At 40.6% G+C, this 17,716-nt stretch carries 18 protein-coding genes and 1 pseudogene; 4 read left to right on the top strand and 15 right to left on the bottom strand.

Annotated features, from left to right (window positions below; genetic code table 11):
- Positions 1-131: 131 nt before the first annotated feature.
- The 3 genes from upp to ACWPUA_RS03760 form a co-directional block, all read right to left on the bottom strand.
- Positions 132-761, bottom strand: a complete 630-nt coding sequence (gene upp, locus ACWPUA_RS03770; protein ID WP_004252365.1) for a uracil phosphoribosyltransferase — start codon at positions 759-761, stop codon at positions 132-134.
- Between the two features lie 89 nt (positions 762-850).
- A complete protein-coding gene (locus ACWPUA_RS03765; protein WP_004252363.1) occupies positions 851-1,318 on the bottom strand; it encodes a deoxycytidylate deaminase in 468 nt (155 codons plus the stop codon).
- Positions 1,319-1,336: 18 nt separating this feature from the next.
- Positions 1,337-1,894: a TetR/AcrR family transcriptional regulator gene (locus ACWPUA_RS03760; RefSeq protein ID WP_004252362.1), complete on the bottom strand. Its 558-nt coding sequence runs from the start codon at positions 1,892-1,894 to the stop codon at positions 1,337-1,339.
- A 124-nt stretch (positions 1,895-2,018) separates the two neighbouring features.
- On the opposite strand from ACWPUA_RS03760, the gene ACWPUA_RS03755 reads away from it, so the two are divergent.
- On the top strand, positions 2,019-2,864 hold the full coding sequence (locus ACWPUA_RS03755) for a DegV family protein (protein WP_223333306.1): 846 nt from the start codon (positions 2,019-2,021) through the stop codon (positions 2,862-2,864).
- Positions 2,865-2,920: 56 nt separating this feature from the next.
- Positions 2,921-4,096 (top strand): NAD(P)/FAD-dependent oxidoreductase, encoded by a 1,176-nt coding sequence (locus ACWPUA_RS03750; RefSeq protein WP_454379263.1) that lies wholly within the window; start codon positions 2,921-2,923, stop codon positions 4,094-4,096.
- A 41-nt stretch (positions 4,097-4,137) separates the two neighbouring features.
- Here the strand turns inward: ACWPUA_RS03750 and ACWPUA_RS03745 are convergent, their stop codons facing one another.
- Entirely contained in the window at positions 4,138-4,878 is a 741-nt protein-coding gene (locus ACWPUA_RS03745) for a MerR family transcriptional regulator (RefSeq protein ID WP_454379261.1), read from the bottom strand.
- A 231-nt stretch (positions 4,879-5,109) separates the two neighbouring features.
- Here ACWPUA_RS03745 and ACWPUA_RS03740 point away from each other — a divergent pair, with 231 nt between their 5' ends.
- Complete coding sequence (locus tag ACWPUA_RS03740) at positions 5,110-6,450, top strand: sodium-dependent transporter (RefSeq protein ID WP_454379259.1); 1,341 nt, start codon at positions 5,110-5,112, stop codon at positions 6,448-6,450.
- A 42-nt stretch (positions 6,451-6,492) separates the two neighbouring features.
- On the opposite strand, the gene manA is transcribed toward ACWPUA_RS03740, so the two are convergent.
- From manA to ACWPUA_RS03725, 3 genes and pseudogenes are all read right to left on the bottom strand, one after another.
- Positions 6,493-7,437, bottom strand: a complete 945-nt coding sequence (manA, locus tag ACWPUA_RS03735; protein ID WP_454379257.1) for a mannose-6-phosphate isomerase, class I — start codon at positions 7,435-7,437, stop codon at positions 6,493-6,495.
- Positions 7,438-7,557: 120 nt separating this feature from the next.
- Positions 7,558-7,713, bottom strand: a pseudogene (locus ACWPUA_RS03730) (family 1 glycosylhydrolase); the annotation flags it as partial.
- Between the two features lie 234 nt (positions 7,714-7,947).
- A complete protein-coding gene (locus tag ACWPUA_RS03725) occupies positions 7,948-8,208 on the bottom strand; it encodes a SemiSWEET family transporter (RefSeq protein ID WP_025170330.1) in 261 nt (86 codons plus the stop codon).
- Between the two features lie 322 nt (positions 8,209-8,530).
- Here ACWPUA_RS03725 and ACWPUA_RS03720 point away from each other — a divergent pair, with 322 nt between their 5' ends.
- Entirely contained in the window at positions 8,531-8,875 is a 345-nt protein-coding gene (locus ACWPUA_RS03720) for a LapA family protein (RefSeq protein ID WP_049503129.1), read from the top strand.
- A 177-nt stretch (positions 8,876-9,052) separates the two neighbouring features.
- Here the strand turns inward: ACWPUA_RS03720 and ACWPUA_RS03715 are convergent, their stop codons facing one another.
- The 8 genes from ACWPUA_RS03715 to pyrF all read right to left on the bottom strand — a co-directional run bounded on the left by ACWPUA_RS03715 (position 9,053) and on the right by pyrF (position 17,554).
- The gene (locus ACWPUA_RS03715) at positions 9,053-9,400 is read right to left on the bottom strand and encodes a VOC family protein (RefSeq protein WP_454379255.1); all 348 of its coding nucleotides are present in this window, start codon (positions 9,398-9,400) and stop codon (positions 9,053-9,055) included.
- 154 nt (positions 9,401-9,554) lie between these two features.
- Positions 9,555-11,330, bottom strand: coding sequence for a pyruvate oxidase (spxB, locus tag ACWPUA_RS03710; protein ID WP_045614086.1), 1,776 nt, complete (start codon positions 11,328-11,330; stop codon positions 9,555-9,557).
- A 331-nt stretch (positions 11,331-11,661) separates the two neighbouring features.
- Positions 11,662-13,884 (bottom strand): heavy metal translocating P-type ATPase, encoded by a 2,223-nt coding sequence (locus ACWPUA_RS03705; protein WP_454379252.1) that lies wholly within the window; start codon positions 13,882-13,884, stop codon positions 11,662-11,664.
- A gap of 9 nt (positions 13,885-13,893) precedes the next feature.
- Positions 13,894-14,265 carry a cupredoxin domain-containing protein gene (locus tag ACWPUA_RS03700; RefSeq protein ID WP_454379250.1) on the bottom strand — a complete coding sequence of 124 codons (372 nt, stop codon included), beginning with the start codon at positions 14,263-14,265 and terminating at the stop codon, positions 13,894-13,896.
- A 10-nt stretch (positions 14,266-14,275) separates the two neighbouring features.
- Complete coding sequence (locus ACWPUA_RS03695; RefSeq protein ID WP_454379248.1) at positions 14,276-14,671, bottom strand: CopY/TcrY family copper transport repressor; 396 nt, start codon at positions 14,669-14,671, stop codon at positions 14,276-14,278.
- A gap of 217 nt (positions 14,672-14,888) precedes the next feature.
- Positions 14,889-16,025 carry an L-lactate oxidase gene (gene lctO / locus ACWPUA_RS03690; RefSeq protein ID WP_454379246.1) on the bottom strand — a complete coding sequence of 379 codons (1,137 nt, stop codon included), beginning with the start codon at positions 16,023-16,025 and terminating at the stop codon, positions 14,889-14,891.
- 164 nt (positions 16,026-16,189) lie between these two features.
- The gene (gene pyrE / locus ACWPUA_RS03685; protein WP_454379244.1) at positions 16,190-16,822 is read right to left on the bottom strand and encodes an orotate phosphoribosyltransferase; all 633 of its coding nucleotides are present in this window, start codon (positions 16,820-16,822) and stop codon (positions 16,190-16,192) included.
- A 30-nt stretch (positions 16,823-16,852) separates the two neighbouring features.
- Positions 16,853-17,554 (bottom strand): orotidine-5'-phosphate decarboxylase, encoded by a 702-nt coding sequence (pyrF, locus tag ACWPUA_RS03680; RefSeq protein ID WP_454379243.1) that lies wholly within the window; start codon positions 17,552-17,554, stop codon positions 16,853-16,855.
- Positions 17,555-17,716 lie beyond the last annotated feature (162 nt).

The raw sequence follows: 17,716 nt of genomic DNA, 5'->3' as shown, positions 1-17,716 counted from the left end.
TGTTAATAGGATTATTATATATCCTTGGTCAAAAAAGGTCAAATCTTTGCTCTATCCTAATAACAGATACAAAAATTTAACCTCCTTTCAAAACTAAGACTAAGCTATAGTCTCAATATCACTTTAGAATCTTATTTTGTTCCGAACAAGCGGTCTCCAGCATCTCCAAGACCTGGAACGATGTAACCATGTTCGTTCAAGCGTTCATCCAAAGCTGCTGTAAAGATTTCTACATCAGGGTGTGCTGCTTGAAGTGCCTTCACACCTTCTGGAGCTGATACAAGACAGACAAACTTGATGTTTGAAGCTCCACGTTTTTTGAGGGAGTCAACAGCCAAAATCGCTGATCCACCTGTTGCAAGCATAGGATCAACTACAAAAATTTGACGTTGGTCAATATCTTCAGGTAATTTTACCAAGTATTCTACTGGTTGAAGGGTTTCTTCGTCACGGTACATACCAATGTGACCAACTTTTGCTGCTGGAACCAAACTCAATAGTCCATCAACCATACCAATACCTGCACGCAAGATTGGGACAATCGCCAATTTTTTACCAGCCAACTGTTTTTGAACTGTTTTTGTGATCGGTGTTTCGATTTCTACATCTTCAAGTGGAAGATCACGAAGCACTTCATATCCCATCAACATTGCAATCTCGTCTACTAGTTCACGAAAAGCTTTTGTAGAAGTGTCAGTGCGACGCAAGATTGATAATTTGTGTTGAATCAGTGGATGATTAATAACTTCAAGTTTTCCCATTTTCAGAATTCCTTCTTTCAATTTATTCTTCTTATTATATCAAAAAATGGTTTAAAAAGCTTTCTAAACCATTTATTTTTTTATAATTTCTAGATTAGGTGAGCCTCTTGGAGAGCTGCCTGCACTGTTTCAAGTGGTAGGTGAGTTAATTCTGTTCCCTTTTCTTGATAAAGGTGTTGGGCATAGTCATCCATACGGTATTGGTTGATATAAACAACACGCTCACAACCTACCTGAAGCAGTTGTTTTGTACAGTTGAGGCATGGAAAATGAGTAACGTAAGCTGTAAAGCCTTTAGGAACTCCACGTTCGGCTCCTTGCAGTATAGCATTTACCTCTGCATGAAGAGTGCGGACACAGTGGCCTTCAATCACCAGACAGTCATGATCTATACAATGCTCTGTTCCTGATACAGAACCATTATAGCCTGTTGAAATAACTTTGTTATCCTTGACTAAAACAGCTCCTACCTTGGCACGTTTACAGGTTGAGCGATTGGCAATCAATAAGGCTTGAGCAGCAAAATACTCATCCCAAGCTAGTCTTTTTTCTGTCATAGCATTTCTCCTCATGTTTTATTTTTTAAAAAATGGCAGGCGTAGATCTGCGATTTTTTCAGCAGGAACCTTCATCCCATCCTTGATCCATTTAAGCAAGACCGATACGATGGCCGAACTCCAAAAAGAATGCAGGTAAGAACTGACACCTTTTGATTTCCCATAGTATTTTTCTAGAAATTCTTGCATGGCTTGCACAAAGATTTTTTCTAAGTGATAGTCTAGGGCAAGCTGAATAACTTTGGCTTCTTTCTTGGCTTCTCTAAAGAGGTGAACCCATACGAGATAAAGGTCTGTTTTAACATCGTAATGACTCAATTGCTCCATGATGTTATGGACGCTACGTTTAAAGACACTTTCTAAAATCTCTTCTTTTGAATCATAGTTTCGATAAAAAGCTGCACGAGAAACGCCAGCACGCTTGACTAACTCAGAAATGCTAATCTTAGCCAACTCCTTTTTCTCCAAGAGTTGCAAAAGAGCTGTTTCAATCGCTTCTCTGGTTAGCAAATTAGATTCTTGATTTGATTTTCTAAGGTTTTCAAGCGATTTTTCAGATATTTTACGTTCAGACATAACAATTTCTTTCTACTTGTGACAACAGAGAGGTACTACTTTTGTTTCAAGGGCTTTCATGATATAATTGTAAAAAAAGACAGAACCTTTGTCAATGTATAAGTGATAAAGATGGAGAATTTCTATGACTTGGAAGATTGTAGCTGACTCTGGTTGTGATTATCGCCAGCTGGAAAACCTTGCTTTTGATACTGAATTTGTCAGTGTTCCCTTAAAGATTCAGGTAGCAGATCAAGTCTTTGTCGATGATGCCAATCTGGATATCGATAAGATGATGGAAACTATGTATGCGACTTCTGAAGCTTCAAAATCAGCCTGCCCTAGTCCTGATGATTACTTACGAGCATTCGAAGGTGCCAAACATATTTTTGTAGTGACTATCACTGGAACTCTCTCTGGTAGCCACAATAGTGCTCAATTAGCTAAAAACATTTATCTCGAAGACCACCCTGACACTCAGATTCACGTTATTGATAGTTTGTCTGCTGGTGGAGAGGTAGACTTAATTGTTGAGAAAATCAATGACTTGATTGACCAAGGACTTTCTTTTGAAGAAGTGGTTGAAGTGATTACTACTTACCAAGAAAAAACGAAGTTGTTGTTCGTTCTTGCTAAAGTGGATAACTTGGTTAAAAACGGTCGATTGAGTAAGCTTATTGGTACAGTTGTCGGGCTCCTCAATATTCGTATGGTCGGGGAAGCAAGCGAAACCGGAACCTTAGAACTCCTCCAAAAGGCTCGTGGTGCTAAAAAGTCTCTTCAGGCTGCTTATGAAGAGTTAATCAAAGCTGGCTACGCTGGTGGGCGTATCGTCATGGCTCACCGCAGCAATGAAAAATTCTGCCAACAGCTCTCAGAGCTCTTACGAGAAAAATACCCACAAGCTGACATTAGAATCATCCCAACTTCTGGACTCTGCAGTTTCTATGCGGAAGAAGGTGGGCTCCTCATGGGATACGAAATCAACTAATAAATCTGACAAGAGATGTCTAATCATCTCTTGTTTTTTTATGGTACAATACTCTTATGAAACATTTTGATACTATTGTCATCGGAGGTGGCCCTGCTGGTATGATGGCTACGATTTCCAGTAGCTTTTACGGGCAGAAAACCCTTCTCATTGAAAAAAATCGGAAACTTGGAAAAAAATTAGCTGGAACTGGTGGTGGTCGTTGCAATGTAACTAACAACAGCACTTTAGACGACCTACTAGCTGGAATCCCAGGCAATGGGCGATTTCTTTACAGTGTCTTCTCCCAGTTTGATAACCATGATATCATTAATTTTTTCACGGAAAATGGTGTTAAACTCAAGGTTGAAGACCACGGACGTGTCTTCCCAGCCAGCGATAAATCGCGAACCATAATCGAGGCTCTGGAGAAGAAAATCATGGAGCTAGGTGGGCAAATTGCTACTCAAACAGAGATTGTTTCTGTTAAAAAGATAGACGACCAGTTTGTCCTTAAGTCCGCAGACCAGACCTTTACTTGTAATAAACTCATTGTCACAACAGGTGGTAAGTCTTATCCTTCTACTGGTTCGACTGGTTTTGGTCACGAGATTGCCCGCCATTTCAAACACACCATTACCGAACTTGAGGCTGCTGAAAGTCCCTTATTGACGGATTTCCCGCATAAAGCCTTGCAGGGAATTTCACTAGATGATGTGACCCTCAGCTATGGCAAGCACGTCATCACCCATGACCTCCTCTTTACCCACTTTGGTTTATCTGGTCCCGCTGCTCTGCGTATGTCAAGCTTTGTCAAGGGTGGCGAAATCCTATCTTTAGATGTCTTGCCACAACTTTCTGAAGACGACTTAGTAAATTTTCTAGAAGAAAACCGTGAAAAATCCTTAAAAAATGCCTTGAAGACTTTGCTCCCTGAACGCTTGGCAGAATTCTTGGTGCAAGGCTACCCAGAAAAGGTCAAACAACTAACAGAAAAAGAACGCGACCAACTTATCCAGTCTATCAAGGCACTCAAAATCCCTGTGACAGGAAAAATGTCCTTGGCTAAATCCTTTGTGACCAAAGGTGGCGTTAGTCTCAAGGAAATCAATCCTAAAACGCTGGAAAGTAAACTGGTTCCTGGCCTTCACTTTGCAGGAGAGGTCCTAGATATCAACGCCCACACAGGTGGCTTTAACATCACTTCTGCCCTCTGCACCGGATGGGTGGCAGGAAGTCTACATTATGATTAAACTTTAAAGTAAGAAATCGGCAGAGATTACTCCGCCGATTTTTATTTTGTCTGAGTTCTAACATAGTGGGCAATAACATCAGAAGTGTATTGAGCAGTTCCCTTTCCAAACTTATCAATGTTTTCCTTGAACTCTGGATTATAGACATAGCCTTGGCCGATATAACCGAAGACCTCGATAGAGCAGTCAAATCCATAAGTACGAATAGCTTGTAAGAGCTTGGCTGCTTCCTCTTGATTTTCAGATTCTGTTATCGGTAGACCAGCTTTGAGATTTTGAGCCAAGGCTTGAAAGACTTGATTAAAGGCTGATGTAACCTCATCCTCTCGTCCTTTTTGGCGTTCGAGGGCCTGATCCATGACTTCTTGGCCATATTTCTCTACTGCCTCTTGGTGGTATTTTTGATTGTCTTGGTAGCTAAATCCAGTGAATTTTTCTTGAATGGTCATTTTTATTTCTCCTTTTTGTTCTTGAATGGTTTTTTGTAAGGTTGAAATTAAGGTATCCAGATGTTGCCTTTCTCGAGTCAGATAGTCCAGTTGCCTGATCAGATGGGGCAATAACTCTGAAGTTTCTTGTTCTAATAGCTCTGCTATTTTTTCTAAAGAAAAGCCTAGATACTTGTAATAGAGGATAACCTGAAGTCGTTCTAAATCCTCTTGACTATAGGTTCGATAGCCATTTTCTGATTTTAACGGAACCAAGAGTCCTATCTTATCATAATGGTAGAGGGTCTTGACGGAGACACCTGAAAGTTGCGCAGCTTCTTTGATATGGTACATGATTTCCTCCTCACATGAATAGTATATCCCCTTACCTTAGGGTAGAGTCAAGTATTTTATCATATTTTTTATGAAAACATGAAAATCGCTTTCTTGACAGGCTTCAGAAAACATGATAGGATAATCAAGTCTATCAATCAAATAAAAGGCTCTTAAAGAGCAATTGAGAGAGGGCTATTTGACAACTCAAGTAGCCTTTTCTTATTTTAAAAATAGATTGGAGTTTTAACGATGTCTGAAAAATCGCAATGGGGATCAAAACTGGGCTTCATCCTTGCATCTGCTGGTTCTGCTATTGGTCTTGGAGCTGTTTGGAAATTCCCTTATATGACCGCTGCCAATGGTGGGGGAGGCTTTCTACTGGTCTTTCTTATCTCGACAATTTTAATTGGTTTCCCTCTTTTGCTGGCTGAATTTGCCCTTGGTCGAAGCGCTGGCGTGTCAGCAATCAAAACTTTTGGAAAACTTGGCAACACTCAAAAGTACAACTTTATTGGTTGGATTGGTGCCTTTGCTCTTTTCATCCTTCTCTCATTTTATAGTGTCATTGGGGGTTGGATTCTGGTATACCTTGGTATCGAGATTGGAAGATTATTCCACCTAATCGGAAATGGAGATTATGCCCAGCAATTCTCTTCCATCATTTCTAATCCAGTTATTGCTTTAGGAGCCCAAGCAGCCTTTATCTTCTTGAACATTTTCATCGTATCACACGGCGTTCAAAAAGGAATTGAAAGAGCTTCTAAGGTCATGATGCCTCTACTTTTTATCATCTTTGTCATTATCATCGGGCGTTCTCTTAGCTTGCCAAATGCTATGGAAGGTGTCGTTTACTTCCTCAAACCTGACTTTTCAAAACTAACAAGTGCTGGACTTCTCTATGCACTGGGTCAATCTTTCTTTGCCCTATCCCTTGGAGTTACAGCCATGTTGACTTACGCTTCCTACCTAGACAAGAAAACTAAGCTGGTCCAATCAGGAATGTCTATCGTAGCCTTGAACATCTCAGTTTCTATCATGGCGGGACTTGCGATTTTCCCTGCGATGTCAGCCTTTAATATCCAATCTGAAGGTGGACCAAGTCTCCTCTTTATTGTTTTGCCGCAACTCTTTGACAATATGCCTTTTGGTACTATTTTCTATATTCTCTTTCTCTTGCTTTTCCTCTTTGCGACGATAACTTCCTCAGTCGTTATGCTTGAAATCAATGTTGGTAACATCACCAACCAAGACAATCGTAAGCGTGCTAAGTGGAGCATGATTTTAGGAGTATTGACTTTTGTCTTTGGTATCCCTTCGGCCCTATCCTATGGTGTGATGGCTGATGTCCATATCTTTGGAAAGACCTTCTTTGACGCTATGGATTTCTTGGTTTCCAACCTCCTTATGCCTTTCGGTGCTCTCTGCTTGTCCCTTTTTACAGGCTATATTTTCAAGAAGACACTGGCAATGGAGGAACTTCATCTTGATGAAACACCATGGAAGCAAGGACTTTTCCAAGTCTGGCTCTTCCTTCTTCGTTACATCATCCCAATTATCATCATCGTGGTCTTTATCGCCCAATTTATGTAAATAGAAAAAAGGACTTGAGAATATCTCTCAAGTCTTTTCTTTTTATGGATGGCTGACAATCAATTCTAGACCTTGCCCTTCCAAGGTCCAAGCTTCAACATCACTCGGCAAGATAAAGTGGCTACCTTTTTGAATTGGATAGTCTTTTCCGTCTACAGTCAGTTTCCCTTGACCGGCCAAGACACTGAACAAGCTGTAATCAGCCGTCTTCTCAAATTCAACTTTTCCTGTGATTTCCCACTTGTAGACAGCAAAGAATTCATTAGAGACAAGTAAAGTTGAACGCAAATCATCTGCTTTGACAGTCACAGGACGGCTGTTTGCAGGCTCACCAATATTCAAAACATCGATTGATTTTTCGAGGTGAAGTTCACGCAAGTTGCCATTATCATCCTTGCGGTCAAAGTCATAGACACGGTAGGTTGTATCACTAGACTGTTGCGTTTCAAGAATCAAGATTCCCGCACCGATAGCATGCATGGTTCCACTTGGTACATAGAAGAAATCTCCAGCCTTAACAGGTACTTTTGTAAGCAAGGCATCCCAGTTCTTATCTTCGATTTGCTGACGGAGTTCTTCTTTTGACTTAGCATTGTGACCGTAAATAATCTCTGAACCTTCATCTGCAGCAATGATGTACCAGCACTCTGTTTTTCCAAGTTCGCCTTCATGCTCTAGTCCATAAGCATCATCTGGGTGAACTTGAACACTGAGCCAGTCATTGGCATCTAGGATTTTAGTCAAGAGTGGAAATACTGGTTCTGGACGGTTGCCAAACAACTCACGGTGTTCCGCATACAAAGTAGCGAGGTCTGTTCCTTCATAGCGACCATTGGCTACCTTAGACACACCATTTGGGTGAGCTGAGATCGCCCAATACTCACCAATCTTTTCATTTGGTATGTCGTAGCCAAACTCATCACGTAGTTTAGTCCCACCCCAGATTTTTTCTTGCATTACAGAATTTAAAAATAACGGTTCTGACATCTTGATCTCCTGTCTGATTTTTCTCCCTTCATTATAGCAAAAAAAGAGTTCCAGTTGAACTCTTTTTCACATCTTATAAATTAGGGAGAAGATTTTATAAAAATAGTGAACAAATGTGCTCTACTCAATGCTTGCACCATTGCTGGCAATGACATCCTTGTACCAGTAGAAGGATTTCTTCTTGCTACGTTTGAGAGTCCCATTTCCTGCGTTATCTCGATCCACATAGATAAAGCCATAGCGCTTGTTCATTTCGCCTGTTCCAGCCGAAACCATCCGGAAAAGTCAGTTTTTCGGTCATAAGTCTACTCAACTTTCTTATTTGCTTGTTCATTTACTTATATTATAGCTCATTCTGAAACCTTTTCTTATAAAATACTGTGACATACTGATACTATTCTACTATTTAAGTTGATCAGATTGTTTTTTAAAAAATTATCCTCTCGAAAAAGCAAATAGCCTCCCCGGAAACAAAAAAAGAAGACTGAAAACTAGTCTCCTCTGTTCCTTTTAAATCAAAGCTGTGATAGCGGTTACTAGGCCAAAAATAATACCTGGTGCATTCGCTGCTGCAAGGGGGATATCTCTTTCTTTTTTGAAAAGACCGTAGTAGACCCATAGACTACAGTTGATCGCTGCAACCAAGGGCTCAATGAAATTTCCTTTTTGACCAGCCAGATTGTCCATGATTTGTGGGAAGTAAGACATATACATCATAACAGACATAAAGGTCGCTACCCAACCTAACATTTTCATTTGTTTTTCAGTTATTTTCAAAACCTATTTCATTTTTACTGAATCTTATTTTATAATCTTCTTTCAAAACAATCAAGACTTTGAAGCTTTTGTTATAAAGATGTAAACTATCACAATCTTGTGAGAAGAAAGAGGGAACAGAAAAAAGACTGGATTGCTCCGATCTGTTTAGTCAATCAAATATTAGAAAATGAATACTCCTTTTCAATGAATCGATTGATGGTAAATAAGCTGTTAGAAATTATTGACAGTATCGAAATTTTCTAGTAAAATGAATTTTGTTAATACCTAAATGGTGTGTAATTTTCTATCAACATAGTCAGGAGAAAAGGAACTTATGCTAAAAAAATTTAATGAATTGTCACTGAAAGATAAGGCTTATCTAATTGGCGGTTTGATCTTATTAGTCATTGTGATCTCCTTTGGTCTGCTCAATCGTCAAACAGTAACTGTCAGTCTTGTCTTTACACAACTATCTGCTCCCTTGATTTTGGTGATTTTTACTTGTCTAGTAATCGGGATCATTGTTGGTAGTGCTATTGGTTTTAGCTATCACCATGGCAAGACTCAAGAGCTGAAAAGCCGCATTGCTGAAGCAGAAACGACTATCCATAAAAAAGACAAGGAGCTTCTCCAGTACAAGGAACAGGTGCAACAATTAAAACAGGAAGCCAAACAATAAGTGTAGAAATCATAACCACCCGTCAGCGGGTGGTTTTTTGTCTCGCACCTAATGGAACGAGACGGACTGAAAATCGCATAACAGAAAAAAAACCGGATTGCTCCGATCTTTCAATAGTTCATATTCTCACATTCTGTTTTAAGAATAGTTAAGGTTATCTTCAAATGACTAAGCCCCTTATTTCATACGATAAAAATCAAGCACTAGACCAGCAGGACCTTTAACTAATAAGGACTCTGTTCCCCAATCCGTTTCACAAGGACCGTGTAAAATCTCGACACCTCTCTCTTTTAACCGCTTTTGGTTCTGGTCGACATCCTCAACCTCAATGTGTAGAATAATTCCTGACTGAAAATTTTCCAAAGGAATCAAATGATTTTGGGATAACATGAGACAGTGACTGCCAATCGTGAACTGAGCAAAACTGTTATCAACATAGTCCGCCTTTTTATCCAAGATACACTCTAATTCAGCACAGACTTGGGGAACATCTGACACGATAATATCTAATTGATTTAAATTCATTTACTGTCCTCCACAAAAAGACCGGATTGCTCCGATCTTTTCAAGTTTCTCTCTATGAAAATCAAAGAATAAACAAGGCATCAAACCGCAGGCAGTACTGGAGTACGGCAAGGTGAAGATAACGCAGTTTACATTTGATTTTCGATGAGAGAAATTATTTAATTGCGCGTGATTGCAACCCTTCTTCTTCCAAGAAGAGGCGGAATGGTACAAGCTCTTCAGCTTCGTATTTTTCCTTGAAGGCTTTGATAGCTTCTTCTGAGTGTTGTTTTGGATCCAACTCAAGTACTTCTACTGGAAGTGGACGATGTGGAGTGATGTGAGCATCGATAACAACAGTTTTACCTTCTTTGTTCAATTTAACAGCTTCTGCAACAACTGCATCGATGTCTTCGATACGGTCAACTGTAAATCCTACAGCACCTTGCGCTTCAGCGATTTTCGCATAGTCAGCATTAGGGAAGTCACAACCAAACAAGTGTTTGTTTGTGTCTTCGTATTTGTCCTTGATGAAGGCATATTTACCATTTGAGAAGACAACGTTGATAACTGGAAGGTCGTATTGAACGTTTGTGATCACGTCTGGGTAGCACATGTTGAATGCACCGTCACCCATGATGTTCCATACTTGGCGATCTGGATTGTCTTTCTTAGCAGCGATACCACCAGGAAGGGCAATACCCATTGTCGCAAAGAGTGGAGATGTACGCCACATGTTCTTAGGTGTCATGTGAAGGTGACGAGTAGATGTTTGAGTAGTGTCACCTACGTCGATTGAGTAGATAGCGTCTTGATCAGCATGTTTGTTGATTGCATTGTAAACTTGATACAATTGCAATTCACCCTCAGTTTTACCTTCGAGTTTGTTCATGTAATCACGCCAGTTTTGGTTGTTCTTCACGTTTGCACGCCACCATGGAGTAGACTCAACTGGGTTTACTTTATCAAGGATAGCTTTAGCTGCTTGACCTGCATCACCAAGGATTGAAGCGTCAAGGGCGTGACGTTTCCCAAGTTTGTAAGGGTCGATATCTACTTGGATGAATTTTTCAGTGTTTTTGAATGCTTGGTAAACTTCAGCAAATGGGAAGTTTGAACCAAGGAAAAGAACTGTGTCTGCTTCAAAGACCACTTCGTTGGCTGGTTTCCAACCAACACGGTATGCAGAACCTGTCAAACCTTCGTAGTTCCATTCGAACGCTTCGAAGTTTTTACCAGTTGTGATGATTGGTGCTTTGATTTTACGTGACAATTCAGTGATCACTTCACCAGCTTTAACACCACCGTAACCAGCGTAGATAACTGGGCGTTCAGCGTTGTTCAAAATTTCAACAGCTTTGTCGATTTCAACTTCGTTCAAAGCAGGAGCGATGAATGAACGCTCGTAAGAACCTGAACCGTAGTATGAGTTTTCGTCGATTTCTTGGAAACCAAAGTTTACTGGAATTTCAACGACAGCTGGACCTTTTTTAGAAACGGCAGCACGGCAAGCTTCGTCAATGACTTTTGGCAATTGTTCTGCGTAAGCTACACGTTTGTTGTAAACAGCGATACCGTTGTACATTGGGTTTTGGTTCAATTCTTGGAAGGCATCCATGTTCAATTCGTTAACTGGACGTGATCCAAGGATAGCAAGGAATGGAGTGTTATCCATAGCTGCATCGTAAACACCGTTGATCAAGTGAGTTGCACCAGGTCCACCTGAACCAACTGCAACACCGATAGATCCGCCAAATTTAGCCTGCATAACCGCTGCAAGAGCACCTGTTTCTTCGTGGCGAACTTGCAAGAAACGGATATCTTTGTCTTCAGCCAAAGCGTCCATCAATGAGCTGAGTGTTCCTGATGGGATACCGTAGATAGTATCTACGCCCCATGTTTTCAATACGTTGAGCATTGCTGCAGATGCAGTAATTTTCCCTTGAGTCATAATGATAACTCTCCTTCAAAATAATTTCATATATTTACAAAAAACGCTTTTATATGTTATTTGAAAACGATTCAGTAAATTTACAATCCTAATTTATCACATTTGATTTTAGATTTCTAAGTATATGCTCAGAAACTTTCATTCTCTATTACAGTACAGTTTGGAAGCGGTTTGAAAATCTGTTTTAGAATAGAAAAAAGCGGTTAAGACCGCCTTTTTATACTCAATGAAAATCAAAGAGCAAACTAGGAAGCTAGCCGCAGGTTGCTCAAAGCACAGCTTTGAGGTTGCAGATAAAGCTGACGTGGTTTGAAGAGATTTTCGAAGAGTATTAATCGACTTTAGTAAAATTAAGCATAAGAGAGCTGATTAAAACAGATACTGAACTAAAGGCCATGGCCAATCCTGCAAGTTCTGGATTGAGTACCAAACCAAGACCAGAAAACACTCCTGCTGCAATCGGAATACCAATGAGGTTATAGATAGAAGCCCAGAAAAGATTGAGTAGAATACGATTAAAGGTCTTCTTACTCATATCAAAAGCACGTGCCAATCCTAGTAAATTGTTGGTTGTAAGGACAAGATCTGCTGATTCAATGGCAATATCTGTCCCAGAGCCCATGGCAATTCCGACATCCGCTACACTGAGGGCCGGCGCATCATTGATACCATCTCCAACAAAGGCCAATTTGCCATTCTTTTGAAGCTTGTGAATTTCGTGTGCCTTTTCCTCTGGCAAGACATTTGCAATCACTTCTTCGATCCCAATTTGCTCTGCAATCGCATGGGCTACTCCAGCATTATCTCCAGTAAGCATGACCGTTCTAAGGCCACGTTTTTTCAATTTGGCAATAGCTTCTTTGGCATTTTCCTTAGGGACATCCTGCAAGGCAATTAAGCCTTTTAACTGACCATCTACGGATAGGAAGACAACTGTTTTTGCTTCTTTCTCAAGCAAATCAAATCGTTCTTGATAATCATGTGGAATAGTAAGGTCAGCTAAAAGTTTGGCATTCCCCAGCAAGACTTGTTTATCATTAATAATCCCAGTCACACCTTTTCCATGCAAGGCTTGGAAGTTTTCCACTGGGTAAAGACTGATTCCTAGTTCAGATGCACGATTAACAATAGCTTGAGCTAGCGGGTGTTGAGATACATCTTCCAATGAAGCAGCCAAACTTAGCACTTCGCTTTCATCACCAATAACATCTGTCACTACTGGCTTCCCTTCGGTCAAGGTTCCTGTCTTATCAAAAACAACCGTTTGGACTTTTTGGATTTCCTGTAGAACTGTACCATTTTTGAGAAGAATCCCCATCTTGGCACTTCGTCCTGTTCCAACCATGAGTGCTGTCGGTGTCGCGAGTCCTAGTGCACAAGGACAGGCAATTATCAAAACTGCTACTCCATAGAGGAGCGACGTCACAAAGCTTTCTCCTAAGAAAACAAACCAGATCCAAAAAGTAAGAAGTCCTAAAATGACAACTGCTGGTACAAAAATCCCAGAAATCTTGTCTGTCAAATCTTGAATAGGAGCACGACTCGTTTGCGCTTTTTTCACAAAGTCCACAATCTGAGCCAACATAGTCTCAGAGCCCACTTTTTCGGCTCTAAAAATGATCGTACCACTATTATTGATGGTTGAACCAATGACAGCATCTCCAACTGATTTATCGACTGGAATACTTTCCCCAGTCACCATTGATTCATCAATACTCGTTTCACCTTCTAAGACAATACCATCAACGGCAATTTTTTCACCTGGTCGAACGCGAATGAGATCCCCAACTTTGACTTGTTCTAGAGGTATTTGAACATAAACATCATCACGCAAAACCTCTGCTGTTTTTGCTTGTAGGTCTAATAATTTTTCGACTGCCTGCGAAGTATTTTTTCGCATTTTTTCCTCAAAAACTGCTCCCAAAAGAATGAAGAAGAGGATAAATGCAGCACTTTCAAAGTAAACGGGCAGACCAGTGAAGAGGGCTACTAAGCTATAGAAATAGGCCACTAGGGTTCCCAGAGCAACCAAGGTATCCATGTTGGAATTGTGCTTTTTAAAACTAGCCCAGGCGCTTCTGATATATGGAACTCCAGCTACCAGCATAATGGGTGTTGTGGCTAAAAAGGTGCCCCAACGCATGACTTGGTGACTAATTCCTCCTGTAGACATCCCAATCATGAGAATCACAAGAGGCACAGTAAAGATACTAGTAATCCAAAAACGTTGTAAAAGACTGAGAGACTTTTTAGTTTTTTCAACAACGGTGTAGGTCCCCTTTTGCATCTTCATGCCGCATGAAAATTCATGCTCGCCCAAGTCTTGAGGCGTAAAGCGAATGACTTTTTCCTCGTCTTGAGCGATTGGTTCTAGAATCCCTTCTTCTTCGAAGAGAATTTCCTTATAGCAGTTTGATGGTGTCACACGGTGAAAGGTAATCTCAGCAGGAATCCCTTTTTGCAGTTGAATGTGGGCTGGATGGTAGCCTTTGTCTGCCGTGATACGGATTTTTTGAACGCCATTTTCAAGGCTTGCTTTTACAATTTCTGTCATATCATTCTCCTATTCTACAATCATCTTACCGTGCATCATATTCATGCCACAAGAGAAACCATATTCTCCTGCTTTTTCAGGAGTGATTTCAACCACATATTGGTCTCCCATAGGCAGATCTGCATGCACTCCAAAGTCTGGAAAAACGATTTGATCCAAGCAAGGTGAAGGATCTTTTCGATCAAAAATAATGCGAGCAGGTTGCGATTTTTTGAGGATAATGGTTCCTGGAGTGTATCCCCCCATGACTTCCACTCGAATTTCTTGATAGCCATTCTTTTGTTGAGCTCTCTTAGCGTTTTCTTGAGGTTTTTTGAAAAACCAAAAGAGGATAAAAGCAATCATTCCTAAAACAACAATAGATACAAATAGATTTAACATAGCGTCTCCTTTACATACAATTACATCTTACTTCTGTTACAGCACTTGCTTTTTTCTTTGAAATCACTTCTTCCAAGCCTTCCAAGTCAGCTAAGGTAAAGTCACATTCTTCTATCAAATCAGCTAGTAACTGCTTAATCCTTCGAGAACAAAGCTTGTCTTTGATATCCTGAACCATTAAGCCCCTACTATCATCTGGAGTTAAAAGGGACGAATACACAAAGGACTTGCCCTGTTTTTCCCGAGTCAAACATTCTTTCTCCACCAAACGTGCCAAGAGTGTCTGGATCGTGGATTTGGACCAGCTAAACCTTTTCTCTAATACTTTTATGAGATCAGTACTAGTCTGTTCTCCCTGCATCCAGATAATCTTCATGACCTGCCATTCTGCATCCGAAATCTGCATCAGCATACCTCCAAAATCTACATTTGTCAATCACAATTATCAGTATACTCTCAAAATCTACATTTGTCAACTAAATTTCCTAAAAATTTTTAAAATAGTTTAAAATGTATTAAAATTTTTTCTTATATACTCGTTAAATTCACTTTTTAAACTCTCTTTCATGTTTACAAAAACATAACTCAAAAACCTCCACATGGAGTGGAGGTTTATTTTACTACTAATACAATTTTAAATCATGTGAATCAGCTGGGAAACTTGGATCATATGGATTGTGACGAAGCTTGAATCGTTTCACATCTTCAATTGTCTGTGTTCCAGATAACTGCATAACTGTCTTTAATTCATCATTCAAATGTTCAAAGACTTGGCGTACACCAACACTACCACCAAGGGCTAAACCATAAATGACAGGTCGTCCAATGGCTACTAAGTCAGCTCCAGAAGCCAAGGCTTTAAAGACGTGCTGACCACGACGAACACCAGAGTCAAAAACAATTGGCACACGTTTGTCAACTGCTTCAGCGACTTCTTGAAGCGAGTCAAAGGATGCTGGTCCACCGTCGATTTGGCGGCCACCGTGGTTGGTTACCCAGACACCAGAAGCACCTGCAGCAAGAGAGCGTTCAACGTCCTCACGGCATTGTGGCCCCTTGACATACACAGGAAGTCCTGAGTATGCAGCGATAAATTCTACATCACGTGGAGACAAGCGTTGTTTGGCTGACTTGTAAACAAAGTCCATTGATTTTCCAGCACCTTGAGGTAGGTATTCTTCTACGATAGGCATGCCAACTGGGAAGACAAAACCGTTGCGTTTGTCTACCTCACGATTGCCCCCTACAGTAGCATCTGCTGTCAAGACAATCGCTTTGTAGCCTTCAGCCTTCACACGGTCCATGATATGGCGGTTAATACCGTCATCCTTACTAAAGTAAAATTGGAACCAATGAGGTGTTCCTTGAAGAGCTTCCGTAATTTCTGGAAGGTCAACGGTAGAGTAGGAACTAGTTGTATAAAGAGAACCAAATTCATGCACACCACGTGCAGTAGCCACTTCACCTTGTTCATTTGCTAATTTATGAGCCGCAACAGGCGCCATAATGATTGGTGAAGATAATTTTTCACCTGCAAATTCAATCTCTGTACTTGGATTTTCAACATCACAAAGCGTATGAGGAACAATAAGTTTGTGGTTAAAGGCACGGATGTTCTCGCGTAAAGTGAAAGTATCTTCTGCTCCACTAGCGATATAACCAAAGGCAGCTTTAGGAATGACTTGTTGCGCCATTGGCTCCAAATCATAAGTGTTAATAAAATCTACAGGTCCTTCTGCATTGCTTGTTTTATATGACATAAAATTCCCTCCTATATGAGTAAGCGCTTTCCTTTTTCTTTACACATACATCTTAACTCTTTTTCATAGAATTTTCAAAAAATTTGTCTGGGAATTTCAAACTGATTACCTGGACCTTTCAAAAAAATCAGGTAACCCTAAGGGTTACCTGATTTTTATATACCTTAAGCATTTTGCCAATTTTCTTGGTCTTCTTTAAAGCGTTTAAGGAGAGCAAGTCCTTCTGGTGTAATGTAGCCTTCTTCTTGGGCTAGGTGAATGAGCTCACTGTAGTTTGAAAGAGTCACTAGTTTGACACCAGCATCCGCAAAGTTTTTATCTGCTTTTGGTAATTGATAGCTGAAGATAGCCACGACACCAAGCACATCTGCTCCTTCACGTTTAGCAGCTGCTACAGCTTCAAGAACCGAACCACCAGTTGAAATAAGGTCTTCAACAACAACCATCTTTTGTCCTTGAGCTACACGGCCTTCGATTTGGTTTCCTGCTCCGTGGTCTTTTGGTTTGCTGCGGATATAGGCAAAGGGTAGGTTCATCTTGTCAGCGATGATAGCACCGTGTGGGATACCCGCAGTCGCTGTTCCTGTAATCACTTCTACTTCTGGGAATTCTGCCTTGATGGCTTCTACAAAACCATTCTCAATCAAGGTACGTGTCTCTGGGTAGGCAAGTGTTACACGATTATCCGTATAAATTGGTGACTTGATACCTGATGCCCAAGTGAAGGGCTCTTCTGGTTTGAGGTAAACAGCTTGAATTTTCAATAGATGGCTAGCAATGTCTTTAGCAAGTGTCATGGGATTCTCCTTTGTATTTTTACTTTATTCTTATTTCCAGTCTTGTGTCCATTCATCCTTGATAGCATGATAAGCTACTACTGGATCAGGGGCTTGAGTGACTGGGCGTCCAACAACGATATAGTCACTACCAATATGATAAGCATCTGCTGGTGTCATGACTCGTTTTTGGTCTCCTACTGCAGCACCTGATGGACGAATGCCGGGTGTCAGGCAAATAAAGTCTGGACTGGTAGCTTCTTTGATGAGTTTTACTTCTTGAGCTGAACAAACCACACCATCTAATCCCGCTTCAGCGGTTTTTTTGGCATAGTGAATAACAGATTCTTGAAGACTGGTTTGAATATTTTGAAAGTCTCTCATTTGTTCCTCAGAGGTTGAAGTTAACTGAGTGACAGCAATCAATTTGGCTTCTTTCCCAAGGCCTTCCCGCGCAGCCTTCATCATCTCTACACCACCTGCGGCATGAACATTGGTCATATCAACACCCAGATGAGACAAAACCTTCATGGCAGACTTAACTGTATTGGGAATATCATGAAGTTTGAGATCTAGAAAGACACTATGACCTAAGTCTTTCAAATAAGAAACAATCTCCGGACCTGTGGCGTAATAGAGCTCCATACCTACCTTTAGATAGAGGCTCTCCCCTGCTGGAAAAAGAGCTAAAAATTGCTTGACTGCCTCAAAACTTGGAAAATCAAGAGCAATAACTGGACGAGCTTCACGCATACTTTTCTCCTTTTACCTTTGTCAGCAAGAGAGCATGAAAAAAGGAACCTGCCTACAGCAAGGTTCCACGAAAAATGGGTAGTCTCCACCCTTTCACCGTCTAACCTTAGCTGCCTCTCTGGACTGCTTTAAAGGTTTTTTACTATTCTATTATTTAAAGCG

The organism is Streptococcus sp. Marseille-Q6504, from assembly GCF_965111625.1.
This window is presented reverse-complemented; position numbering and strand designations above follow the sequence as displayed.